General features: G+C 64.6%; 19 protein-coding genes and 1 tRNA gene. 11 read left to right on the top strand and 9 right to left on the bottom strand.

Annotated features, from left to right (window positions below; genetic code table 11):
• Nucleotides 1–63 precede the first annotated feature (63 nt).
• The 4 genes from GWK50_RS09245 (at nucleotide 64) to GWK50_RS09230 (ending at nucleotide 3655) form a co-directional block, all read left to right on the top strand.
• Nucleotides 64–681, top strand: coding sequence for a YitT family protein (locus tag GWK50_RS09245; RefSeq protein WP_162016238.1), 618 nt, complete (start codon nucleotides 64–66; stop codon nucleotides 679–681).
• A gap of 114 nt (nucleotides 682–795) precedes the next feature.
• A complete protein-coding gene (locus GWK50_RS09240; RefSeq protein ID WP_162016237.1) occupies nucleotides 796–1323 on the top strand; it encodes a DUF411 domain-containing protein in 528 nt (175 codons plus the stop codon).
• Entirely contained in the window at nucleotides 1320–2315 is a 996-nt protein-coding gene (locus GWK50_RS09235; protein ID WP_162016236.1) for a P1 family peptidase, read from the top strand. The genes GWK50_RS09240 and GWK50_RS09235 overlap by 4 nt, the downstream gene beginning before the upstream one ends.
• A 17-nt stretch (nucleotides 2316–2332) precedes the next feature.
• Nucleotides 2333–3655 (top strand): TAXI family TRAP transporter solute-binding subunit, encoded by a 1323-nt coding sequence (locus tag GWK50_RS09230; protein ID WP_162016235.1) that lies wholly within the window; start codon nucleotides 2333–2335, stop codon nucleotides 3653–3655.
• Here the strand turns inward: GWK50_RS09230 and GWK50_RS09225 are convergent, their stop codons facing one another.
• Nucleotides 3656–6034: a DUF1631 family protein gene (locus tag GWK50_RS09225; protein WP_162016234.1), complete on the bottom strand. Its 2379-nt coding sequence runs from the start codon at nucleotides 6032–6034 to the stop codon at nucleotides 3656–3658.
• 45 nt (nucleotides 6035–6079) lie between these two features.
• The gene (ettA, locus tag GWK50_RS09220; RefSeq protein WP_162016233.1) at nucleotides 6080–7741 is read right to left on the bottom strand and encodes an energy-dependent translational throttle protein EttA; all 1662 of its coding nucleotides are present in this window, start codon (nucleotides 7739–7741) and stop codon (nucleotides 6080–6082) included.
• A 243-nt stretch (nucleotides 7742–7984) separates the two neighbouring features.
• On the opposite strand from ettA, the gene GWK50_RS09215 reads away from it, so the two are divergent.
• The 3 genes from GWK50_RS09215 (at nucleotide 7985) to GWK50_RS09205 (ending at nucleotide 11910) form a co-directional block, all read left to right on the top strand.
• Nucleotides 7985–9679, top strand: a complete 1695-nt coding sequence (locus GWK50_RS09215) for a DEAD/DEAH box helicase (RefSeq protein WP_162016232.1) — start codon at nucleotides 7985–7987, stop codon at nucleotides 9677–9679.
• A gap of 281 nt (nucleotides 9680–9960) precedes the next feature.
• Nucleotides 9961–11769 (top strand): M14 family zinc carboxypeptidase, encoded by a 1809-nt coding sequence (locus GWK50_RS09210; RefSeq protein WP_162016231.1) that lies wholly within the window; start codon nucleotides 9961–9963, stop codon nucleotides 11767–11769.
• A 64-nt stretch (nucleotides 11770–11833) separates the two neighbouring features.
• Nucleotides 11834–11910, top strand: a tRNA-Arg gene (locus GWK50_RS09205).
• A gap of 74 nt (nucleotides 11911–11984) precedes the next feature.
• Here the strand turns inward: GWK50_RS09205 and mnhG are convergent.
• The 6 genes from mnhG to GWK50_RS09175 are packed head-to-tail and all read right to left on the bottom strand — an operon-like array spanning nucleotide 11985 to nucleotide 18000.
• Entirely contained in the window at nucleotides 11985–12335 is a 351-nt protein-coding gene (gene mnhG / locus GWK50_RS09200) for a monovalent cation/H(+) antiporter subunit G (protein ID WP_162016230.1), read from the bottom strand.
• Nucleotides 12332–12616 carry a K+/H+ antiporter subunit F gene (locus GWK50_RS09195; protein ID WP_162016229.1) on the bottom strand — a complete coding sequence of 95 codons (285 nt, stop codon included), beginning with the start codon at nucleotides 12614–12616 and terminating at the stop codon, nucleotides 12332–12334. The genes mnhG and GWK50_RS09195 overlap by 4 nt, the downstream gene beginning before the upstream one ends.
• The gene (locus GWK50_RS09190; RefSeq protein ID WP_162016228.1) at nucleotides 12613–13131 is read right to left on the bottom strand and encodes a Na+/H+ antiporter subunit E; all 519 of its coding nucleotides are present in this window, start codon (nucleotides 13129–13131) and stop codon (nucleotides 12613–12615) included. Before GWK50_RS09190 ends, GWK50_RS09195 begins: the two co-directional genes overlap by 4 nt.
• Nucleotides 13128–14753, bottom strand: coding sequence for a monovalent cation/H+ antiporter subunit D (locus tag GWK50_RS09185; protein WP_162016227.1), 1626 nt, complete (start codon nucleotides 14751–14753; stop codon nucleotides 13128–13130). The genes GWK50_RS09190 and GWK50_RS09185 overlap by 4 nt, the downstream gene beginning before the upstream one ends.
• Entirely contained in the window at nucleotides 14750–15091 is a 342-nt protein-coding gene (locus tag GWK50_RS09180) for a Na+/H+ antiporter subunit C (RefSeq protein WP_162016226.1), read from the bottom strand. Before GWK50_RS09180 ends, GWK50_RS09185 begins: the two co-directional genes overlap by 4 nt.
• Nucleotides 15091–18000 (bottom strand): monovalent cation/H+ antiporter subunit A, encoded by a 2910-nt coding sequence (locus tag GWK50_RS09175; protein WP_162016225.1) that lies wholly within the window; start codon nucleotides 17998–18000, stop codon nucleotides 15091–15093. The genes GWK50_RS09180 and GWK50_RS09175 overlap by 1 nt, the downstream gene beginning before the upstream one ends.
• Nucleotides 18001–18393: 393 nt before the next feature.
• On the opposite strand from GWK50_RS09175, the gene GWK50_RS09170 reads away from it, so the two are divergent.
• The gene (locus GWK50_RS09170) at nucleotides 18394–18678 is read left to right on the top strand and encodes a DUF6150 family protein (RefSeq protein WP_162016224.1); all 285 of its coding nucleotides are present in this window, start codon (nucleotides 18394–18396) and stop codon (nucleotides 18676–18678) included.
• Nucleotides 18679–18690: 12 nt separating this feature from the next.
• On the opposite strand, the gene GWK50_RS09165 is transcribed toward GWK50_RS09170, so the two are convergent.
• Entirely contained in the window at nucleotides 18691–19536 is an 846-nt protein-coding gene (locus GWK50_RS09165) for a fumarylacetoacetate hydrolase family protein (protein ID WP_162016223.1), read from the bottom strand.
• Between the two features lie 147 nt (nucleotides 19537–19683).
• Here GWK50_RS09165 and GWK50_RS09160 point away from each other — a divergent pair, with 147 nt between their 5' ends.
• The 3 genes from GWK50_RS09160 to GWK50_RS09150 all read left to right on the top strand — a co-directional run bounded on the left by GWK50_RS09160 (nucleotide 19684) and on the right by GWK50_RS09150 (nucleotide 21978).
• Nucleotides 19684–20277, top strand: a complete 594-nt coding sequence (locus GWK50_RS09160; RefSeq protein WP_162016222.1) for a chromate transporter — start codon at nucleotides 19684–19686, stop codon at nucleotides 20275–20277.
• Nucleotides 20274–20867: a chromate transporter gene (locus GWK50_RS09155; RefSeq protein ID WP_162016221.1), complete on the top strand. Its 594-nt coding sequence runs from the start codon at nucleotides 20274–20276 to the stop codon at nucleotides 20865–20867. Before GWK50_RS09160 ends, GWK50_RS09155 begins: the two co-directional genes overlap by 4 nt.
• 202 nt (nucleotides 20868–21069) lie before the next feature.
• Nucleotides 21070–21978, top strand: coding sequence for a diguanylate cyclase (locus GWK50_RS09150; RefSeq protein WP_162016220.1), 909 nt, complete (start codon nucleotides 21070–21072; stop codon nucleotides 21976–21978).
• Nucleotides 21979–21983: the final 5 nt, after the last annotated feature.

Raw genomic sequence — 21983 nt, 5'->3', positions numbered from 1 at the left:
GTGGGGCGGTAGTGCAACCGTGTTCCAATTCCTCTCCCCCCGCTTTTCTATTGCACGCCGCCAATGACCGCGCCCACCCCTCCCGCCGCCGAGCCCCACAGCGCCACCGAAGACGTGGTAGCCATCTTTACCGGCGTGCTGATGATTTCCGTGGGCGTGGCGTTCTTCACCAGTGCAGGCTTGCTGACCGGCGGCACGGCGGGCCTGGCCTTTTTGTTGCACTACGCCACTGGCGTGGGCTTCGGCAAGATCTTCTTCGTGCTCAACCTGCCGTTCTACTGGCTCGCGCTGCGCAAGCTGGGGCGCGAATTCACGCTCAAGACCTTTGTGGCGGTGCTGCTGCTGTCGCTGATGACCGAGTGGCAGCACCAGTGGCTGCAGATGGCACGCATCGAACCGCTGTACGCCGCCATTGCCGGGGGATTGATCACCGGCACCGGCTTTCTGGCGCTGTTTCGCCACCGTTGCAGCCTGGGCGGGGTGGGCATCGCTGCGCTGTACGTGCAAGACCGCTACGGTTGGCGTGCAGGCAAGGTACAAATGGCGGTGGACTGCTGCATTGTGCTGCTGGCCCTGTGGACGGTAGAGCCCCTGCGCGTGGCCTGGTCGGTGGTGGGCGCCGTGGCGCTCAACCTGGTGCTGGCCTTGAACCACCGGCCTGGGCGCTACACCGGCACTTGAGCCACCGGACGGAACCTTTGCGCGCCGCAGCGGCTCCGATCGAGGGAGATGCCGCACAATGTCTGTAGCGCGCCATTTCGGATTTCCTCTCCATTGAACGCCCCAAGGATCGCCATGCCATCCCAACCTCGCCCTTCCCTGCGCTCCCAGCCCCGCCGCCAGTGGCTGACCACCGCCCTGCCCCTGTTGGGGGCGGGTGTGGCGGCCATCACTTTGCCCCGCTGGAGCCAGGCCGCCGCCCCCCAAGGCACGCCTGTGGAACTTTGGAAGGACCCCAGCTGCGGCTGCTGCCATGACTGGGTGACCCACATGGAAGCCGCCGGCTTCCAGTTCAAGGTGCACGACATCGGCAACACCGGCGCCCGCGCGCGCCTGGGCTTGCCACAAAAGCTGGGCTCCTGCCACACTGCCCTGGTCGGCGGTTATGTGATCGAGGGCCATGTCCCCGCCACAGACGTGCGCCGCCTGTTGCAGCAAAAGCCCAACGCACTGGGCCTGGCGGTGCCGGGCATGCCGGTGGGATCACCCGGCATGGACGGCCCGGTGTACGGCAACCGGCGCGACCCCTACGATGTGCTGCTGGTGGCACGCGACGGCAGCACGCGCGTGTTCAGCAGCTACCACCAGGGCGCCAAGGCATGAGCAGCGCCACCGATCCTGGCAGCATCACCCGCGTGGCTGGGATCGAGGTGGGACATTTCACCGACACGCGCCGCCCCACGGGCTGCAGCGTGGTGATCGCCCGTGAGGGTGCCGTGGCCGGGGTGGACGTGCGCGGCGCAGCGCCTGGAACCCGTGAAACCGATCTGCTCGACCCCTGCAACCTGGTCGAAAAAGTGCATGCCGTGATGCTCTCGGGCGGTAGCGCCTGGGGCCTGGAGGCCGCCACGGGCGCCGTGCGCTGGCTAGAAGAGCAAGGCGTGGGGCTGGACATTGGCGTAGGCCGGCTTCCGCTCGTGCCTTCGGCCGTGCTGTTCGATCTGATGGTGGGCGACATGCGCATCCGGCCCGATGCGGCGGCTGGCCACGCCGCTTGCGCCGCCGCCTCGCGCGCCGACCCGGCCGAGGGCAATGTCGGTGCGGGCACGGGGGCCAGCGTGGGCAAGATGTTCGGCATGGCGCGGGCCATGAAGGGCGGCATTGGCAGCGCTTCGGTCACGGTCGATGGTGTGACCGTGGGCGCGCTCATTGCCTGCAACGCGGTGGGCGATGTGATCGACCCCGACACCGCGCAACCTGTGGCGGGCGCCCGCACCGCCGATGGATTGCGCCTGGCCGATACCCGGCGTGCGCTGTTGCGCGGCGAGTTGGCACAGTCGCTGCTGGCGGGCACCAACACCACCATTGGCGTGGTGGCGACCGATGCGGTCATCACCAAGGCGCAGGCGCACCGTCTGGCCGTTGCCGCGCACGATGGCCTGGCGCGCAGCATCAACCCGGTCCACACCCAGCTCGATGGCGACACGCTGTTCACCCTGGGCACGGGCCTGGCGGGCAGGAACCCCGGCATGCTGCTGCTGTGCGCGCTGGCCGCCGAGGCCACGGCCCGCGCCACGCTGCGTGCGGTGCAGGCTGCGCGCGGCATCACCACGCCCGAGGGGCTGCTTCTTCCGTGCATGGCAGATCTTGGCTGAGAGCGCGTTCCAACCTCATGTCCCAGGCCTTCCGAAACTCGTTGCTCTCGCTGCGCGACATGATCGTGTCCGCCGGGCCGCTGGCTTTGCTGCCGGTGCTGTTGCTGGCACTGGCCTACTGGTGGCTTCAACCCACACCGCCCAAGACCGTGGTGTTGGCCACCGGCCCGGCGCAGAGTGCCTACGAGGAATTTGGCAAGCGCTACCAGCAGGCGCTGGCTGTGGAAGGCATCACGGTGCAGTTGCTGCCCAGCGAGGGCTCGCTGACCAATCTGCAACTTCTGCGCGAGGGCCACGCCGACCTGGCCTTTGTGCAGGGTGGCACCGCCGTGCTGCAGCCTGAAGACCGTGAACAGTTGCGTTCGCTGGGCAGCCTGTTTGTCGAGCCTTTGTGGCTGTTCTATCGTGAAAAAGCCGCGCGCCGCGTGTCGCCTTCCGGACGGCTCGACGCCTTGCCCCAATTGCAGGGCCTGCGCGTGAATGTGGGCAGTGCAGGCAGTGGCGTGCCTACGCTGATCGACAAGCTGCTCGAAGCCAACCACCTTGACACCCAGGCGCTGAACGTGTCGCGATTGGAGCAGACACCGGCCACGGTGGCTTTTCTGGCGGGCGACATCGACGTGCTGGTGTTTGCCTCGGCCCCCGAATCGCCCATGGTGCAGATGCTGTTGCAGACCCCAGGCGTGCGTCTGATGGACTTTCCGCAAAACGAGGCCTATGGACGGCGCTTTCCGTTTCTCACGCCCGTCACCCTGCCCCGGGGCGTGGTGGATCTGGCGACCAACGTGCCCCCTGCCGATGTACGCTTGGTGGCGTCCACCACCGCCCTGCTGGCGCGCGAGGGCACCCACCCCGCCCTATTGCAGCTCTTTGCCCAGAGCGCCCAGGGTCTGCATGGGGGCGCGGGCTGGTTCAACCGGGCACGCGAGTTTCCGGGCACACGCAATAACGAGCTGCCCATCGCACCCGAGGCCGACCGCGCCATCAACGAGCCGGTGCCGCTGTTGCAGCGCTACTTGCCATTCTGGCTGGCCAATCTGATCGAGCGCATGTGGCTGGTGCTGGGCATCCTGATCGCCGTCATGCTGCCGCTCTCGCGCGTCGTGCCGCCGCTGTACCAGTTCCGCGTGCGTTCGCGGGTGTTCCGCTGGTATGGACGGCTGCGCAGTGTGGAAGACGACATGGCCGCCGGGCGCATGCCTGCCAGCGCGGCCATCGAGGCACTGGACGCACTGGATGCGCAGGTACTCAAGGTGAGCGTTCCGCTGGCCTATGCCGATGAGTTGTATGCCTTGCGCAACCACATTCAGCTGGTGCGCAAGAAAGTTCCCGACGCCTGATTATTTTCGGGTGTTGCTTGGGCGCTTGCTGCGACGGGCGCTGGCCATGGCGCCGATGGCACGATCCACCACATGCTGGCGCGGCAGCACGCGCAACAACCCTTCGGCCGCCAGCTTGTCGCGCATGCGTCGGGTCATGGACTGGGTGCTGCCGTCTGCACCGGTAAAAAGGAACAAGGTGTTGTGCGGGCTGGCCCAGGTAAGCTGGGTGCGCACCACCTTGCCATTGGTCACCAGATCGACCCAGGCACCGATGTAGAAAGGGTCTTCATCGACCTCTTGCTCCGGGCTCGCCTCTGGCGCCGAGTCTTCGAGGTTGACGTCAAGACCTGCCACGCTCGATGTGGCTTCCTGTTCCAGAATGGCCTCGGCAGTGTCCGACGAAGGATCCACATCCAGCGCTGCCTGCTGGGACGCCAGCTCGGCGGCATCAAGCACCTGCTGGTGCAACAGCACCAGCCGCTCGATCAAGGCGTTGGTCTCTTCCACCGGGTGGTCAATGGACTGCAGCCCCTGGCGCAGCTTGGCCAACATGGAGGGAATGACATCGATCAGGCGATCCTTGTCGGTGCCCACCAAGGCGGGCTGCACGCTCCAGAACAGCTCCGGGATCAAGGCCAGGTAACCGCCAGGGTCGCCATCTGCCGCACCGGGTTGCTGCACCTGGGCCTGAGCCGCCACGCGGGCCCAGGGGCCGGTGGCAAAGTCCATGATGTCCGCAGGCACGTGGCCGACACCCGAGAGCTTCAGGATGTTGGCAGCAATCTTCTCTGCCAGCATTTCCCTTTGCTCGGCCTGCAGCAGTGCCTGCTGCTCGGCTTCCCGTCGGGCCTGCAGCTTCTTCTCCTGCTGCGCCCAAGCCGACTCCAGGGCCTTGAGCACGGCCTCAAAGGGGGCGGCGCTGGTAATTTCCTTTTGGGCCAGATGATCCACTGCCTGCTGCACTAGGCGCATGTAGCTGCGAAACCCGGAGGCGTTGACGTCGGTGTAGGCCAGGCTGCGCTGGGTCACTTCGTCCAGCAGTCTGCGCGCGGGGTGGTTGGCGTCGCTGAAAAAGCGCACGTCATAACGCACCAGCTGGCGAATGGCTGGCTCCATGCGTTGCACGGCCTGCTGCACCGGCGGCAGCAGGCGAGAATCCTGAGCGATGTTCTCCACCATGCGCGCAACGACTTCAGCCGCCTGTGCTGGAGATGCCTCTTCTGCCGCGCCATAGCTCACCCCATACAGACTGCGCGGGGCACTGTGCCCGCTGGGGACATAGCCAGGCTGGCTGCTGCCAGCCAAGCGCCCCACCAGACGTTCCAGCTGGGCGATGTCTTCCATGGCCTCGGCGGCGGACACATTCATGGGCGCGTAATGGCCGCTGATGGGCGCGCCCTGCGTGGAATAGGGTGCCGCCTCACCTCCGCGCCGCCCTGTCATGCCGGCTGGAGCCATCGGCATCGGCGCGCGCACCGACTCAAAGGGATCGCCCCCTCCGGCCAACATCTGGCGCAAGATGCCGACGGTAAGCAAGGCCTCCTCCGCCTCGGAAGCCAGCCCCCCCATGCCGGGATCGGCCGCGGCCCACCCCGTGCGGCCGTATCCGGTGGGCGGGCCATAGCCTGTACCGCCGCCATAGCTGCCGCCATGGCCACTGGGAGCGCCTCCCCACTGGCTGCCCGGGGCGGCGTAGGCATTGCCATAGGCGCTGCGTCCCGCTGGGCCGTAGCCCGTTGAAGCCCCCGGCGCAGCTCCAAACCCCACAGGCTGCACGCCCTGGTCGCGCAGGCTTTGCGCCGCGCGCTTGTAAACATCCACCAGCAGGCTGCCCAACTGTGTGCGCATGGGCTGCATCCAGGCTTCGCGAATGGGTGAGGCCACGCCGGTATCGGCAATGACCTGCTGCAGGGCGCGAATGTAGTTTTCTGGACGCAGCGGATTGCGTTCAGGGTGCACGCGGCGCAGCCCCTGGGCCGCACTGACCAGGCCGTTGAGCTCGGAAAGCACCGCCTCGGTCGCATGCACGGCCAGTTGCTGGGCGCGTGAAAGCTCCACCTGCGCCTGCACTTCGTCGTCATCCACCAGGGAGAGCTCGCCAAAATCCAGCCCGGTGGCATCGGCCTTGGTGGTGCGCGCTGGCTCCGGGCCGTCCGCAAACACCTCCAGCAGCGCCATTGGGTAGCCTTTGAGCAGCGCTGCCTCGTGCTGGTTGAGCAGGCGCAGCGCATCGCTGGCCAGGTTGCGCCGCGCAATGTCGCGCAACTCGCTTTCCTGAGTGGCCAGCGCCCCCCGCGTCACCGTCACCAACTGCTGCATCAGCGACTCGCCCTCGCGCACCGCGTTGACGACGCAGGCACGAAACACCGTCCGTGAACCGGGAGCTGGTTGTTGCATTTTGTTGCAGGCGGGTGGATTGTTCGCGGGTCTCCTATCGTACTTCTACTTGAGTGCTTTGAAGCGCATGCGGTGCGGGCGAGCGCCCTCTTCACCCAGGCGTTTTTTCTTGTCGGCTTCGTACTCCTGATAGTTGCCGTCAAAGAAGGTCCATTGGCTGTCACCTTCGGCGGCCAGGATGTGCGTGGCGATACGGTCGAGGAACCAGCGATCGTGGCTGATGACCAACACCGTGCCTGCGTATTCAAGCAGTGCGTCTTCCAGCGCGCGGAGGGTTTCCACGTCGAGGTCGTTCGAGGGTTCGTCGAGCAGCAGGACGTTGCCGCCCTGGATCAGGGTCTTGGCCAGGTGCAGGCGTCCGCGCTCGCCGCCCGAGAGCATGCCCACCTTCTTCTGCTGGTCGCCGCCGTTGAAGTTGAAGCGGCCGCAATAGGCGCGGCTGGCCATCTGGAACTTGCCGATGTTGAGCATGTCCAGACCGCCAGAGACGTCTTCCCAGACGGTTTTTTCATTGGCCAGCACGTCGCGGTGCTGGTCCACGAATGCCATCTTCACGGTCTGGCCGATCACCACTTCACCGCTGTCCGGCTGCTCCTTGCCGGCGATCAGCTTGAACAGCGTCGATTTACCAGCGCCGTTCGGGCCGATGATGCCGACGATGGCGCCCGCCGGGATGTTGAAGCTCAGGTTGTCGATCAGCAAGCGGTCGCCGAAGGACTTGCTGACGTTCTTGAACTCGATGACCTGGCTGCCCAGGCGGTCGGCCACAGGAATGAAGATTTCCTGCGTCTCGTTGCGCTTTTGGTATTCGTAATCGCTCAGCTCCTCGAAGCGGGCAATACGTGCCTTGCTCTTGGCCTGGCGGCCCTTGGCGTTCTGCCGCACCCACTCCAGTTCCTTCTTCAGGGCCTTGGCGCGGGCTTCCTCACCCTTCTGCTCGGCCTCCAGGCGGTTCTGCTTCTGCAGCAGCCAGTCGGAATAGTTGCCCTTGTACGGAATACCGTGGCCGCGGTCCAGTTCGAGAATCCACTCGGCCGCGTTGTCGAGGAAGTAGCGGTCGTGGGTGATGGCCACCACGGTGCCAGGGAAACGCTGCAGGAACTGCTCCAGCCAGTCCACCGATTCAGCGTCCAGGTGGTTGGTGGGTTCGTCGAGCAGCAGCATGTCGGGCTTGGACAGCAGAAGGCGGCACAGCGCGATGCGGCGCTTTTCACCGCCCGAGAGCACGCCGACCTTGGCGTCCCAGGGCGGCAGGCGCAGCGCGTCGGCGGCGATTTCGAGCTGGTGCTCGGAGTCGGTGCCGGCCGTAGCGATGATGGCCTCCAGGCGCGCCTGCTCGGCGGCCAGCGCGTCAAAGTCGGCATCCTCTTCGGCGTAGGCGGCGTACACCTCTTCCAGCTTGGCCTTGGCGGCGAACACTTCACCCATGGCCTCTTCCACGCTCTCGCGCACCGTGTGCTCGGGGTTGAGTTGGGGCTCCTGCGGCAGATAACCGATCTTCAGGCCCGGCATGGGAATGGCCTCGCCCTCGATCTCCTTGTCCACGCCCGCCATGATCTTGAGCAGCGTGGACTTGCCCGAGCCGTTGAGACCGAGCACACCGATCTTGGCGCCAGGGAAGAAAGAGAGCGAAATGTCCTTCAGGATCTGCCGCTTCGGCGGCACGATCTTGCTGACACGGTTCATGGAATAGACGTATTGGGCCATGGAGTTGTTTCTGTCAAAAGTGCGGCAATTGTGCCGTGGGCAAACCGTGATTATCGACTCATGCGACAATAGCCATGCGCCGTGCCCTCCAGTGGACACGGCATCAGCAACATGTGCTGGGGACAGCAATCCCGATTTGCACCGTCCCATCCGAAAGAACCATCGGCTTGACACTGGCTCGGCAGCCCACAGCGGTTGTACCGACAGGCTGATCCCCGGCGCCCGGAAGGCGCATCTCCCTACATGACATTTGACGAACTGAACCTGGCCCCGGCCATCCTGAAGGCCGTGCGCGAGCAGGGCTATGAAAACCCCACCCCGATCCAGGCGCAAGCCATTCCTGCCGTGCTGCAGGGCCAGGATCTGCTGGCCGGCGCACAGACCGGCACGGGCAAGACGGCCGCCTTCACGCTGCCCTTGCTGCACCGCCTTTCACAGCAGCCCGCCCCGCAAGGCAAGCGCGGTGGCAAAGGCTTGCGCGCGCTGATCCTGACGCCCACGCGCGAGCTGGCCGCCCAGGTCGAAGAATCCATCCGCACCTACGGCAAGTACCTCGATCTGGACTCCACGGTGATCTTCGGCGGCGTCGGCATGAACCCGCAGATCGACCGCATCCAGCGCGGTGTGGATTTCCTCGTGGCCACGCCCGGCCGCCTGCTGGACCTGCAACAACAGGGCCACCTGGACCTGTCCACCGTCGAAGTGCTGGTGCTTGATGAAGCCGACCGCATGCTGGACATGGGCTTCATCCATGATGTGAAGAAGATTCTTGCCCTGGTGCCGCGCGAAAAGCAGAGCCTGCTGTTCTCGGCCACCTTCAGCGACGAAATCCGCGAACTGGCCAACACCTTGCTGCGCAACCCGCAAAGCATCCAGGTCACGCCGCGCAACACCACGGTGCAGCGCATCAGCCAGGTCATTCACCCCGTGGGCCGCGCCAAGAAAAAGCAAGTGCTGTTGCACATCATCCAAGAGAACGATTGGAGCCAGGTGCTGGTGTTCACGCGCACCAAGTTTGGCGCCAACAACGTGGCCGACTTTCTGCAGAAAAACGGCGTCACGGCCATGGCACTGCACGGCAACAAGAGCCAGAGCGCTCGCACGCAGGCGCTGGAGGGTTTCAAGACCGGTCAGATCCGCGCCCTGGTGGCCACCGACATTGCCGCCCGCGGCATCGACATCGACGACCTGCCGCATGTCGTCAACTACGAGATCCCGAACGTCCCCGAGGACTACGTGCACCGTATTGGCCGCACGGGCCGCGCCGGGCGTGAAGGCCAGGCTGTGAGCCTGGTCTGCATGGACGAAGAAGGCTTCATGATGGAGATCGAGCGCTTCACCAAGCAGGAAATCCCCGTGCAAATCCTCGAAGGCTTCGGCCCGGACGAAGGCGAAAAGGCCGAGCCCATTGCGATGGGTCGCCAGACCCTCTGGGGCGGCGCTGGCAAGCCACCGAGCCGCGACGTGATGCTGGCCGCCGCGAAGGCCGCCCGCAGCGAGATGATGGAGCGCATCCGCACCAACAAGGCCCCCCAGGGCGAGCGCGGAAACCGCCAGGGTGCCAACGCCGGTGCAGGTAAAGCGGGTGGCAACGGCCAACGCAAAAAGCCTGCCGGCCAAGGCAACGCGGGTGGGGGGCACAGCCAGGGCCATGCGGCGCGCCAAGGGCAACCGGCACCCCGTGGCAATCGCCAGGGACCACAGCAAGCCGGTGGTGGCCGCAACCGCAGTGGCTCGGCGCCTGGCGCGGGCAGTTCGCAGCGCTTCGAAGACCAGCCGCCACGCCCCGACGCACACCTGGGTACCCACAGCGGCCTGAACCTGCAGGCCCGCCGTGGCATGGGAGGCTCCGGCCAACCCGACCCCATGCGCACCAGCATCGACAGCATGGCCGACCGTGGCCGTCGTCGCGGCGGCCCCCGCGGCTTCAGCCGCTGAAACCCAGTCGCTGCGCCCTGCCTTCCTGTCAGCGCGCAGCCCTGGAAGCTGCATATTTGTAAAAATTTGCAGCCACCGCCCGTCCGTCCAGCGCCAGCAGCTATTGTTTTGATAGCTACTGGCGCTTTTGTTATTGGAGCATCGACAGCCGGGCCTCTCCGATGACGCGTGCCATCCACCACACCAGACCTTGTGCGCCTGTGACCGCCCAGCGGCTTCGCAGGTAATATGCCGCCCTACCCCGGCCCCATGTGGCGGCGCCAGGGCACCGTGGTCCACGCATGAGCCTCTCGCAAATTTCCAGCTCTCCAACCCCCAGCCGCGCGGGCGCCCGGCCCTGCGCGCTCATGGCTGCAGCCCTGACCAGCGCACTGCTGGCAGGCTGTGCCAGCACCCCGCTCCCCCCCTGGCCCGATCGCAATGCCAGCCGTCCCCCTCCTCCGGTGCGCCAGATTCCGCCGCCCAGCCGCCAGGAACAGGCCCCGGCGCCCATGGCCCGCCCTGGTGTGGTGCTGCCCGCGCCGGTGCCACGCACCGCCGATGGGGCGACGACGGCGCCCGTGGTCCGTCCCTCGCTGGCTCCACTGACAGGCACCCTGCCCGACCTGCCCTACCGGCCTGAAGTGGCAGCGCGCTTCCCCGACCCGCCCATCCTCTACCACACCCCAGGTCTGCACCCCGATCGCCGCGCCTTCACCACCAATGCCGAAATTGGCCAGTGGCTCCATGCCCTGGCCCAGCAAACCACACCGCCGACCACCCGGGCCACCGTGTTGCAACTGGGCCCATCGCAACGGGGAGCCCCGATACACGCCCTGGTCCTGACCCAGGAACGCGACGAGCAACCGCAAGCCTTGGCCGAGAGCAAACGCCCCACGGTGCTGCTCATCGGACAGCAGCACGGCGATGCACCAGCCTCCAGCGAGGCCCTCTTGGTGGTGGCCCAGGAACTGGCGCAGGGCTTGTTGGCACCTTTGCTGGAGCGGATCAACGTCATCATCGTGCCGCGCGCCAACCCCGACGGTGCCGAAGCAGGCACTGCCGCAACAGCGGACGGCACCGACCTCCAACGCGACCATCTGCTGCTGCACAGCCCCGAAGCCCGCGCACTGAACCAACTCGTGCGCGATTACCGGCCCATGGTGGTGCTCGACAGCGGCGAATTCCCTGCCGCAGGCGCCGTGCTGACGCAGTTTGGCGGCCTGAACCGGCATGACGCCCACCTGAGCTACGCCACCACTGGCAACGTCCACGAGTTCGTGACCAAGGCCGCACGCGAATGGATGCAACAGCCGCTGGAACAGGCATTGCAGGGCTTGGGCCTGGCCGTGGAATGGGCGCACAGCCCGTCTGCCGTGCCTGGCGAGCGCCGCATGGTCATGGACAGCGTGCAGCCCGACAGTGGCCGCAACCTGTGGGGCCTCAAGCACGCAGTCAGCCTGCGCGTAGCCAGCCGTGGCGTGGGTCTGGGCCGTACCCACATCCAGCGACGCGTACACACCCAGGTCAATGCCATGGCTGCCGCACTGCGCATGGCCTCCGAGCGCGCAGCGCGCCTGGAACAAGTGCGCTCCTTCGTCATACGTGACACCGTGGCGCTGGCCTGCCGCAACAAGGTGGTGGTGCAGGCCGCGCACACCACCGAAAGCCGCGAACTCACCCTGCTGAACCCGGACACTGGCGCAGACATGCCGACCACCGTGGAATGGGACAGCGCACTGCGCCTGAGCCCCACACTGGAACGCGCACGCCCCTGCGGCTATTGGGTCGCACCCACGGCACAGCCGGCCATCGAGCGCTTGCGCCTGCATGGCTTGCAGGTACTGCGGGTTGCAGAAGCGGGAGCGGTACTGGCCGAAGCACCCCAACCACCCGGCACCACAGCGGCAAGCCCGTTGGCGCGCACCGCCATCGATGTGCCGGCAGGCAGCTATTACGTCCCTCTGAACCAGCCCATGGCCAACGTAGCCATCGCCGCGCTGGAAGCCGACACCCCCTTTGGCTTCGCAAGCCAGCGCCTCGTCGGTCTGCCCGAAGAAGTGTTGCGCGTGATGGTGACACCCAGCTTGGTATTTGAAGACATGGAATAGGCCTGATCAGGCATCAAGGCAGCACAGCATCCGGTTATGATCCGGGGCCTTGCAAAGGCCACACCTGCCCGTAGCTCAACCGGATAGAGCAATAGCCTTCTAAGCTATAGGTCGGGGGTTCGAGTCCCTCCGGGCAGGCCAAATCAGCGCTCCAGACCGTCTAAAAACCTCTCAAAACCCGCACGTTTCAGGCGCGTTGGGCTGAAATGGCTGCTTTATGGAATCGTTTGATCTCCTGGTTCATTCCTGGATTCGCGCTGATCTCTGTAGTACGCGGCGCGCATGATCAACATTGCCACCACGGGCGCCGTCATCAGCACAAACACACTGATGAGTAACTCGTGAATGACCAGCCGCGACTGGGTTACCGTGAAATACACCATCGACGCGATGAGGATGCAGCCGGCGCCAAGTGTGACGGCGATCGCCGGGCCATGGATTCGCTGATAAAAACTCTGCAACCGCGCCAGGCCGGTTGCGCCAATCAAGGTGATCAAGCCCCCCAGTACCAGCAACAGCGCAACCGGAATGGCTGCCCACCAAGGCAAGGCTTCCACACTGCTCATTCAATCACCTCCCCGCGCATCAGGAACTTTGCCAGCGCAACCGTTGAAACAAAACCGACCAAGGCAATCATCAGCGCTGCCTCAAAATAGATCTGGCTGCCATACCTGATACCGAGCAGGAGCGCGAGCAACATGGTGCACATCCACAAGGTATCGAGCGCGAGGACACGGTCCTGGGCAGACGGGCCGATCATCAGGCGCCATGTGCACAACAGCATCGACAGGACTACGCAGGCCATCGCGAAAAAAGAGGCTGCCGAAAGCAGTGCGGCTGTCGTCATGTGTGGCCTTTTTCGGTAGCGGACGACTCAAAAACCTCCATGATGGGGCGCTCGTACCGGCTCTTGATCGTGTCCACCCACCATGCCTCGTCGTGCAGGTCGAAGACGTGCAACAGCAGTTCGTGTTTGTCTGGGAGATGATCCACCCACACGGTTCCGGGGGTGGTATTGATCAGGCACGAGAGCAAAGCCAGACCATGCGGACTGCGCAGGTCGAGCGGCACGCGGATGAACTGTGAATTCACATTGGCCGAGCGCCGCAGCATGATGATTTGGGAGACGTTGAAGCAAGACCGCACGATCTCGACAATCGAAAAACCCATCAAGCGCAGCAGCGCCAGTGGGCGGCGGAGCTGGGCGTAGCCATGGGGCTGCAAAGGCCTTGCCAAAAGGGGTGCCACGATCCCCAGCAAGCCGCCCAGAAGCCAGTGGCCAGGTTCCAGGGTCTGGTTCAGCAGCAGCCACATGAGCAGCAAACCCACCGACAGCAATGGGGATGGCAACCAGCGCTTCATCGTGGCACCTCGGTCTGTGGTACTCGCTGCACGGGCTGCTCACCCAATACGCGCTGGGGGTAGTCCTGGCTGCGCAACAACCCCTCAGTGGTGCGCCCCAGGAAATCAAAAACGGCACCGGACTGCACCGTCAGAGCCATGCAGAGGGCCACCAATCCGCCGATGGATGCTGCCTCAGTGACTTGCAGCGGCGGCGATTTGACCACTCCCGATGCCCAAAATATACGCACCCCCAGGCGCATCAACGCAATGATGGCGGCCAGCCCGCCAACGACCATCAACGCGATCAGCAGCCAGGTGGTCCATGGGACGGCTTCTGGGCTGGCCGCAAGCAGGGCATGGAACAGGCTGAACTTGGCCACAAAACCCGCCAACGGTGGCATGCCCGAGATGACCAGTGCGCATACGACAAAACTCAGGCCCAGGAACGTGAATGTGCCAGGAATGCCCACGCCGACGGGGTCTTCCGGTTTGTCCTCCACGGCAAAAGCTTCCATGGTCAACGCCAGCATGGCGGATCCCGGTGGCCGGATGCGCTCGGTGAGCTCGATCAGCAACATGAACGCGGCCATCGCGAGCGTGGAGCCCAGCAGGTAATACAGTCCCGCTGCCAGCACTGCGGTGCCCGAATGGCCAATGACCGCCATCAGCGTGCCCGAGGAGACGATGGCGCCAAAACCGGCCATGCGCCCGCCGTCCTGGCTCGACAGCATGCCAATCGCTCCGAACAGCAAGGTGGCCATTCCGCCCGCAGTGAGAGCGGCCAGACCAAAGTGGCTCATCCCCCCGGCCTCGGCTCCAAACACGGCAAGCCAGACGCGCAACACGGCATATACGCCCACCTTGGTCATCAGCACCAGCATGGCACCCACGGGCGCGGAGGCCGAGGCGTAGGTGGTGGGCAGCCAGAACCCAAGCGGCCACATGGCGCCCTTGGTCAGGAAAGCCAGCGCCATCACCGTGGCACCGATCTGCAACAGCCAGGTGTCCTGCGCCCCAAGCGCCGGGGCGCGACCCGCCAAATCTGCGATGTTGAGTGTTCCCGACGCGGCATAGATCAGCGAGACACCGATGAGAAACAGCAGAGATGCCACCAAATTGACCGCGATGTACTGCATGCCTGCCTGGATACGGCGCAGGTTGTAGCCGTGCAGCACCAGCCCATAGGAGGCCGCCAGCATCACCTCGAAGAACACGAAGAGGTTGAACAGGTCATGGGTGAGAAATGCGCCGTTCAGCCCCATCAGCATGAACTGGAACAGGGAATGAAAGCTGACGCCGACCCGATCCCAACGACGTGCCGAAAACACCAGCACGGCCAGCGCAATGGTGGAGGTCAGCACCAGCATCATGGCAGTCAACCTGTCCACCACCAGGGCAATGCCCACGGGGGCAGCCCAGTTTGACGCCAGATAGACACCGATGCCTGCCGGCCAATGCTCCCCGTCGGCCATCAGCAGCAGCGCCACGGACACCATCCACAACAGCAGGCCGCTGCCGATGCCCAAAGCAAATTTCAGTCCGTAGCGGGTCTGGTTGATGGGAATCAGCAGCGCACCGACGATCAGTGGCAGCAGAACCGGCACGATGACCAGGTGTTGGATCCAGGGCAGCGTACTCATGGGCGAGGCTCCTCACCGTCCACATGGTCACTGCCAGACAGGCCCCTGGCACCGATCATCATCACCAGAAACAGCGCCGTGGTGGCAAAGCCAATCACGATCGCGGTCAGCACCAGCCCCTGTGGCAGCGGGTCGGCAAATTGGGTGGGATCGATGGGGAGGCTCGGTGTGATGGGCGGCTTGTCCACCGAGAGCCTGCCCATCGCAAAGATGAACAGGTTCACGGCATAGGACATCAAAAGCAGCCCGGTGATGAACTGAAAGGTGCGCGGGCGCAGGATGAGCCAGATGCCCGAGCCGAAGACGATACCGATGGAGATGGCAAGGGTGATTTCCATCAGGAGGCCCTCCCCACGTCCGTCTGTTCATCATGCGCCTCGGCCAGCTCACTCGTCTGGCGATGGCTCCGCACCGATTGGTGCGCCAGCGCGACCAGCATCAACATGGTGGTGCCCACCACCACAGCGAACACACCCAGATCGAACACGAACGCGCTGGGCAGATGCAACTCGCCCACCAGAGGCCAGTCCACATGCGCCGTATGGGTGGTGAGGAAGGGGTGACCAAACCACCAGGCCCCCAGGCCCGTGGTGCAAGCGATCAACAAGCCCGCGCCCAGCCAGCGATGGGGGCGAAGATTGACATGGCTTTCGACCCAGGTGGTACCAGCCAGCATGTACTGAACCAGAAGCGCGACCGCAAAAATCAGACCTGCAACAAAACCCCCGCCGGGCAGGTTATGGCCACGCATGAAGAAATAGACCGCCATCACGCCCATCACTGGCAAGAGCAAACGCATGTAGATGCCAGGCACCAGCAGGTAGCCGCTATTGGCTTGCTCGGCCGGGCTTTGCCGACTCGCCGGATCGCCCTCAAAGGTTTGCTGCGGCGGCAGGGCCACGCTTTCGGGAGCGGGACGGAAGCGGCGCAACAGTGCGTACACCGTCAAGGCGACGATGGTCAGCACGGTGATTTCACCGAGTGTGTCGAAGCTGCGGAAATCCACCAGCAGCACATTGACCACGTTGCTGCCGCCGCCACCGCTCAGCGCGTTCAGGAGAAAGAAGTCCGCCATGGTGTCCGGCGCTGGATGCACCAGCACCGCATAAGTCAACGCTGCCAGCGCAGCCCCGCCGCTGATGGCGATAGCGAGGTCACGCGCTCGGCGCCCCCAGTCGCTCCAAGAGCGTTGGGCCGAACCGGCGACGGACTCCAACCTGGGGGGCAACCAACGCAAGCCAAGCAGGATAAGAACCGTGGTCACGGTTTCCACCATCAATTGGGTCAATGCCAGATCGGGCGCAGACAGCCACAGGAAGGTCGCTGCGGTCACGATGCCGGTGCCGCCAATCAGGGCCAGTGCGGCCAGGCGGTGGTATTTGGCCATCCAGGCCCCGGCCACTGCGCAGCCGGCCCCCACCACCCACAGGCCCGCAAACAGCGGATCGAAATCTTGCAGGGGCAGCACGATCCATGCGGGCGGCGGGCCCGCCAGCCACAGTGGCACCACCAACAATCCGAGCATCATGAGCAGCAACTGTGCCTGCAACCGTTCAGTGCCGACATAGCGCAGCAAGCGGTCCGCCCCGCGGGTCATCTGCAGCATCACGCTTTCATACGCCTGGGCGCCGTTGAACCGATAAATCAGAGGCACATGCTCGCGTTGCTGGAGGTTGAAATGTCGGCGGAGCACCGCATACAACAGCACGCCGCCGCTCAGTGCTGCCACGCTCATCACCAAGGGCAGATTGAACCCATGCCAAAGGGCCAGGTCATAGGTCGGTGCGGCATCCCCAAGCGTTGCGACCACCGCAAGGTTCAACAGCGGCTCGATGCTGAGCCCTGGAATGACACCCACGACCAGACAGGTGAATACCAGCAGTTCGACCGGCAGCCTCATCCAGTGCGGTGGTTCGTGCGGTTCTTTCGGAAGATTCTGCGCCGGAGCACCAAAGAACACCGAGATGAAACGAAGCGAGTACGCGACGCCAAAGATGCCCATGGCCAACGCTGCCACGGACATGGACCAGTCCGTATCCCCGCCAACCAAGGCTGTTTCGGCAAAGAACATCTCCTTGGACAGGAATCCGTTGAGCAGGGGCACGCCCGCCATTGCCGCACTCGCCACAATGGCCAGCGTGGCCGTGATCGGCAAGGAATGGCGCAGGCCCCGCAACTGGCGCATGTCACGCGTTCCGCACTCGTGGTCGATGATGCCGACCGCCATGAACAGCGAGGCCTTGAACACGGCGTGATTGAGGATGTGGAAGATGGCGGCCACGATGGCCATGGGGGTGCCAATACCAATCAGCACCGTGATCAGACCGAGGTGACTGATGGTCGAATACGCCAGCAAGCCCTTGAGGTCGTGCTGAAAGATGGCGATGAACGCACCGATCAACAGGGTGCACACGCCGGCTCCACCGATCAGCCAAGTCCACTCCGGGGTGCCTGCCAACGCGGGCCACAGGCGCACGAGCAAAAACACACCCGCCTTGACCATGGTGGCGGAATGCAGGTACGAAGACACGGGCGTGGGCGCCGCCATCGCGTGCGGCAGCCAGAAGTGGAAAGGGAACTGTGCGCTCTTGGTCAGGGCGCCGAGCGCGACCAAGACCAGTGCCGGCAGGTACAAGGCATGGGCGCGGATGGTGTCGCCGGCAGCAAGAACAGCGTCCAGGTCATAGCTGCCAACGATATGCCCCACCAGCAATACACCCACCAGCAGGCACAGCCCCCCGGTAGCGGTCACGGTGAAAGCCATGCGTGCGCCCCGCCGGGCGTCGGCGCGATGATGCCAATACCCGATCAGCAAGAAGGACGTGAGGCTGGTGAGCTCCCAAAACACCACCAGTTGCACCAGGTTGCCCGACAACACCACACCAAGCATGGAGCCCATGAAGGCCAGCAAAAAAGAGAAAAAGCGTGGAACCGGGTCCTCTGCCGACATGTAGTAGCGCGCGTACAGCACCACCAACAGGCCGATCGCCAGCACCAGCATGCTGAATATCCACGCCAGTCCATCGACCCGCAGTGCGAAGTTCAGCCCCATCGCAGGCAACCAGGCGAACTCGGTGCGCACTACCGCGCCACTGGCCACCTGGGGAAACAGCAGGCCGCCGATGAGCAATCCGCACACCGTGACCCCGATCGCCAGCCAGGACTCGCGGTTTCGCGCATCCTGGGGCATCAACGCCGCCAAAAGGCTGCCGACAAAGGGAGCAAGTACGAGGGTGGTAAGCAGCATCGAGGTCGTGGCCTGGTCGAATCGTGTGAATGTCAGATGGGGAAGGTCACGTTCAACTCCGCAAAGGAGTTGGCATGAAGGCAGACTGTACCGAACAGCAAGAGTTCTGCCGTGGGGCACGGTTATCTTAGCCACAAGATGCGCTGCGATTGGCCCTTCGGGCGCCCATGGCGGGCCTGGGTGCGCGGCTGTTCTGCCTACCCCTGCTCCAAGGCAAGCACAGCTCCCAACTGCAATACACTCGCCACATTTGCAGGCCTGACGGCGGCTCTTGGAGCCAGTCGATGGCCTCCAGGTGTTTACCCACGAAACCTGCCGCCCCTTTGCCCGGTGCGCAAGGCAGATCCCATCCGGGTGGCCTACAAGGCGCCCCTCCTCCCATCGAAAGCGACCATGGCCAAGATTCTGGAGACCAAATACGATAGCCAGGCCGATGCAAAGGTCTGTGAAGTGGCCTACGAAAGCCAGGCCGACCTGTGCTGGTTCGAGGTGAACCACGCCACCCAAGCGCAGGGAGATGCGGTGTGGTGCTTTGTGGATTACGAGCAGCAGGCCAGCTTCAAGATCCTCTGGGTCAAGTACGAAACCCAGGCCGACCTCAAGGTCCACAAGGTCAAGTACGCCGAGCAGGCGGGCTGGCGCACCCCCAACCACAAGCTGCGCGGCAAGCTGGGCTGAGGCGCCCCACCGTCAGACCTGCACGCAGGTCTGGCACTGTTCACCCAGCCCGCCGGCTCCCAGGCGCACCACATCGCCGGGCTTCAGGAACACCGGCTGGGGCTTGCGGCCCAGGCCCACGCCGGCCGGGGTGCCGGTCAACACAACGTCGCCAGGCTCCAGACGCATGAACTGGCTGATGTAGGCCAGCACCTGCGGCACGCCAAAGATGAACTGCGAGGTGTGGCCGTCTTGCATGCGCTGGCCGTTGACTTCCAGCCACAGGCCGATGGCGTGCGGATCGGGCAGTTCGTCCGTGGTCACCAGCCAGGGCCCGATGGGGGCAAAGCTGTCGTGGCCCTTGCCTTTGTCCCACTGGCCGCCGCGCTCCATTTGCCAGGCGCGCTCGGACACATCGTTGGCCAGCACATAGCCTGCCACATGCTGCAAGGCCTGCGCCTCGGCAATGCGCTGCGCCCGTGTGCCAATGACCACGCCCAGTTCCACCTCCCAGTCGGTCTTGGTGGCACCGTGTGGAATGAGCAGAGGGTCGTTCGGGCCGCTGAGTGCGGTCACCGCTTTCATGAACAGCACGGGCTCGGTGGGCGGCTGCAGGCCGGCCTCCAGGGCATGGTCGCGGTAGTTCAGGCCCACGCACACGATCTTGCCCACGCCCGCCACGGGGCACGCCAGGCGCACCGGCTCTTGCACCGCAGGCAGGCGGGTGGCGTCGATGGCAGCCAGTGCCGCCAGGGTGCGCGGCGCCAGTTGCGCTGGCCCGATGTCGGGCAGCAGCATGGAAAGGTCGCGCAGGATGCCCTGGGCATCCAACATGCCTGGGCGCTCGGCGCCGGGCAGGCCGTAACGGATCAGTCGCATGGGAGTACTCTTGAGTTTGTAGCCAATGGCCTGAACCGCAAGCATAGCCCGGCATCAACGGCGGCATGCTTTCACGACCATTTTGCTATACTATTGATAGCTGATGGCGCTTATAGATAGAGCGCTGAAGGCCAATTTTTCTTGAAAATGTCGCTGAACCCCTCCCCGCCTGGTGCCCACACTCAGGATCGCCCCCGGCCGCAAAGTCCCGCGGATCTGTTCTGGTCCTTCACCTGGCTGGCGCTGCAGGGCTTTGGCGGCGTGGTGGCAGTGGTGCAGCGCGAACTGGTCGAGAAAAAGCGCTGGATGACCAATGAGGAGTTCCTGGAAGACTGGGCCGTGGCCCAGGTCATGCCGGGGCCCAATGTGGTGAATCTGTCGCTGATGATCGGTGACCGCCACTTTGGCCTGCGCGGCGGCCTGGCGGCGTTGGCAGGCATGCTCACGCTGCCCATGGTGCTGGCACTGGCGGCCGCGCTGCTCTATGCCCAGTGGGCCACCCACCCGGCCATGGCGGGAGCACTACGCGGCATGGGCGCAGTGGCGGCGGGTCTGATCGGTGGCATGGCACTCAAGCTGGCAGCGTCGCTGCGCACGCATGTGCTGGGACCCTGGGTGTGCGCCGCCCTGGCGCTGGCCACCTTTGTGGCGGTGGTGTGGTGGCACATCCCGCTGTACGGCGTGCTGCTGGTGCTGGGCGGTGTGGCCTGCGTCCTTGCCTGGCGAAGGCTGGCACCATGACCCAGGTCTTTGCACTGCAGGCCATAGACTGGCTAAACCTGTTTCTCTACTACCTGTCGATCTCGCTGCTGGCGGTGGGCGGCGCCATTGCCACAGCGCCCGACATGCACCGCTATCTGGTCAACCAACAAGCGTGGCTCACCGATGTGCAGTTCAACGCCAGCATTGCCATTGCCCAGGCAGCGCCAGGACCCAACGTGCTGTTTGTTGCGCTCATCGGTTGGCATGTGGGCCTCAACGCGGCAGGCGCCAGCCCCTGGGCTTGGGCCCTGGGGCTGTGGGGGTCGCTGGTCTGCATGGTGGGCATCATGCTGCCCAGCACCACACTGACCTGGCTGGCCACGCGCTGGGCCCACCGCAACCGGCAGCGGCGTTCGGTGCGGGCCTTCAAGCAAGGCATGGCGCCCGTGGTCATCGGGCTGCTGATGGCTGCCACCTGGGTGCTGGGCCGTGGCCAGGGCCAGCCAGCCACCGATGCCCTGCTCTGGCTGCTGGCTGCGGTGGTGGCCGTGCTGGTGTGGCGCACGCGCCTGCACCTGCTGTGGCTGCTGGCTGCTGGGGCCTTGCTGGGTGCGTTGGGCTGGGTCTGAGGGCCGTTCCAGGCCCATTCTTTCTCCCCTGCTGTCGGTCTGTTGCTGCCTTGGTGGCTGACGCAGGTTTGCTGCACTGCGGTATTGATCCAGCACAGATAACGCCGTTTTTTTGTGCACAAGGCGTCTTGGCGCCTCTATGCTGGCGCGCATACACATTCAGCAACAAATAGCGCCCCAGGCGAATGATGGAGACAGGCTGATGGATGCACAGGCAACGATCCTGGTGGTGGATGACTCGCCCGAAAACCTACAGGTTCTCTCTGCCGTTCTGAAGGGACAGTACAAGGTCAAGGTCGCCCTGAATGGGGAACGCGCCCTGGCGCTGGCACAGGCCGAGCCAACCCCGGACCTCATCCTGCTGGATGTGATGATGCCCGGCATGGACGGATATGAAGTCTGCAAGCATCTCAAGAGCCATGCAGCCACAGCCAACATTCCGGTACTGTTTGTCTCCTCGCGCGACGAGGAGGAAGACGAGGCCCGCGGCCTGTCACTGGGCGCCATCGATTACATCGTCAAGCCGATCCGGCCCTCCATCGTGCAGGCACGCGTGCGCAATCACCTGGATCTCAAACGCAGCCGCGACCTGCTGCAACGCCTGACCACGCAGGACCACCTCACCGGCATCAGCAACCGGCGCCGGTTCGATGATTTTCTGGACATGGAATGGCGCCGCGCAGCGCGCGAGCAGGCCCCCATCTCGTTGATCGCCATCGACATCGATCACTTCAAGGCCTACAACGACCACTACGGACACCCTGGTGGCGACCAATGCCTGATCGAGGTGGCACGCACGCTGGCCACCTGCGTGACACGCCCCTGCGACCTGGTCGCCCGCTGTGGCGGAGAAGAGTTTGCCTGTGTGCTGCCCAGCACCGACAGCGCTGGCGCAGCCAACCTGGCCGAGCAGATCCGCCTGGGCATCCTGGCCCGGGCGCTGGAACACGCGCAGTCCGGCACACACACGCATGTCACCATCAGCCTGGGCGTGGCCACCGTGGTGCCACAAGCCGACGAGTCGCACCAGGCGCTGGTGGATCTGGCCGACGCTGCGCTCTACGAAGCCAAGAGCGCGGGGCGCAACCGCCACGTGCTCAAGGCGCGCTAGCGCGC

The sequence above is a fragment of the Acidovorax sp. 210-6 genome, from assembly GCF_010020825.1.
GTDB classification, from domain to species: Bacteria; Pseudomonadota; Gammaproteobacteria; order Burkholderiales; family Burkholderiaceae_C; genus Simplicispira; species Simplicispira sedimenti.
Note: the sequence above shows the minus strand (reverse complement) of the source record. Positions and strands in the feature narration are given on the sequence as shown.

Bases quoted from the DNA above. Each gene is read 5' to 3' on its own strand.
- GWK50_RS09245 (WP_162016238.1), top strand. From the start codon at position 64: ATGACCGCGCCCACCCCTCCCGCCGCCGAGCCCCACAGCGCCACCGAA.
- GWK50_RS09240 (WP_162016237.1), top strand. From the start codon at position 796: ATGCCATCCCAACCTCGCCCTTCCCTGCGCTCCCAGCCCCGCCGCCAG.
- GWK50_RS09230 (WP_162016235.1), top strand. From the start codon at position 2,333: ATGTCCCAGGCCTTCCGAAACTCGTTGCTCTCGCTGCGCGACATGATC.
- GWK50_RS09195 (WP_162016229.1), bottom strand. From the start codon at position 12,616: ATGACGACAGCCGCACTGCTTTCGGCAGCCTCTTTTTTCGCGATGGCC.
- GWK50_RS09165 (WP_162016223.1), bottom strand. From the start codon at position 19,536: ATGCGACTGATCCGTTACGGCCTGCCCGGCGCCGAGCGCCCAGGCATG.
- GWK50_RS09180 (WP_162016226.1), bottom strand. From the start codon at position 15,091: ATGGAAATCACCCTTGCCATCTCCATCGGTATCGTCTTCGGCTCGGGC.
- GWK50_RS09170 (WP_162016224.1), top strand. From the start codon at position 18,394: ATGGCCAAGATTCTGGAGACCAAATACGATAGCCAGGCCGATGCAAAG.
- GWK50_RS09185 (WP_162016227.1), bottom strand. From the start codon at position 14,753: ATGAGTACGCTGCCCTGGATCCAACACCTGGTCATCGTGCCGGTTCTG.
- GWK50_RS09155 (WP_162016221.1), top strand. From the start codon at position 20,274: ATGACCCAGGTCTTTGCACTGCAGGCCATAGACTGGCTAAACCTGTTT.
- GWK50_RS09175 (WP_162016225.1), bottom strand. From the start codon at position 18,000: ATGCTGCTTACCACCCTCGTACTTGCTCCCTTTGTCGGCAGCCTTTTG.
- GWK50_RS09215 (WP_162016232.1), top strand. From the start codon at position 7,985: ATGACATTTGACGAACTGAACCTGGCCCCGGCCATCCTGAAGGCCGTG.
- GWK50_RS09150 (WP_162016220.1), top strand. From the start codon at position 21,070: ATGGATGCACAGGCAACGATCCTGGTGGTGGATGACTCGCCCGAAAAC.
- GWK50_RS09190 (WP_162016228.1), bottom strand. From the start codon at position 13,131: ATGAAGCGCTGGTTGCCATCCCCATTGCTGTCGGTGGGTTTGCTGCTC.
- GWK50_RS09235 (WP_162016236.1), top strand. From the start codon at position 1,320: ATGAGCAGCGCCACCGATCCTGGCAGCATCACCCGCGTGGCTGGGATC.
- GWK50_RS09160 (WP_162016222.1), top strand. From the start codon at position 19,684: ATGTCGCTGAACCCCTCCCCGCCTGGTGCCCACACTCAGGATCGCCCC.
- GWK50_RS09225 (WP_162016234.1), bottom strand. From the start codon at position 6,034: ATGCAACAACCAGCTCCCGGTTCACGGACGGTGTTTCGTGCCTGCGTC.
- mnhG (WP_162016230.1), bottom strand. From the start codon at position 12,335: ATGAGCAGTGTGGAAGCCTTGCCTTGGTGGGCAGCCATTCCGGTTGCG.
- ettA (WP_162016233.1), bottom strand. From the start codon at position 7,741: ATGGCCCAATACGTCTATTCCATGAACCGTGTCAGCAAGATCGTGCCG.
- GWK50_RS09210 (WP_162016231.1), top strand. From the start codon at position 9,961: ATGAGCCTCTCGCAAATTTCCAGCTCTCCAACCCCCAGCCGCGCGGGC.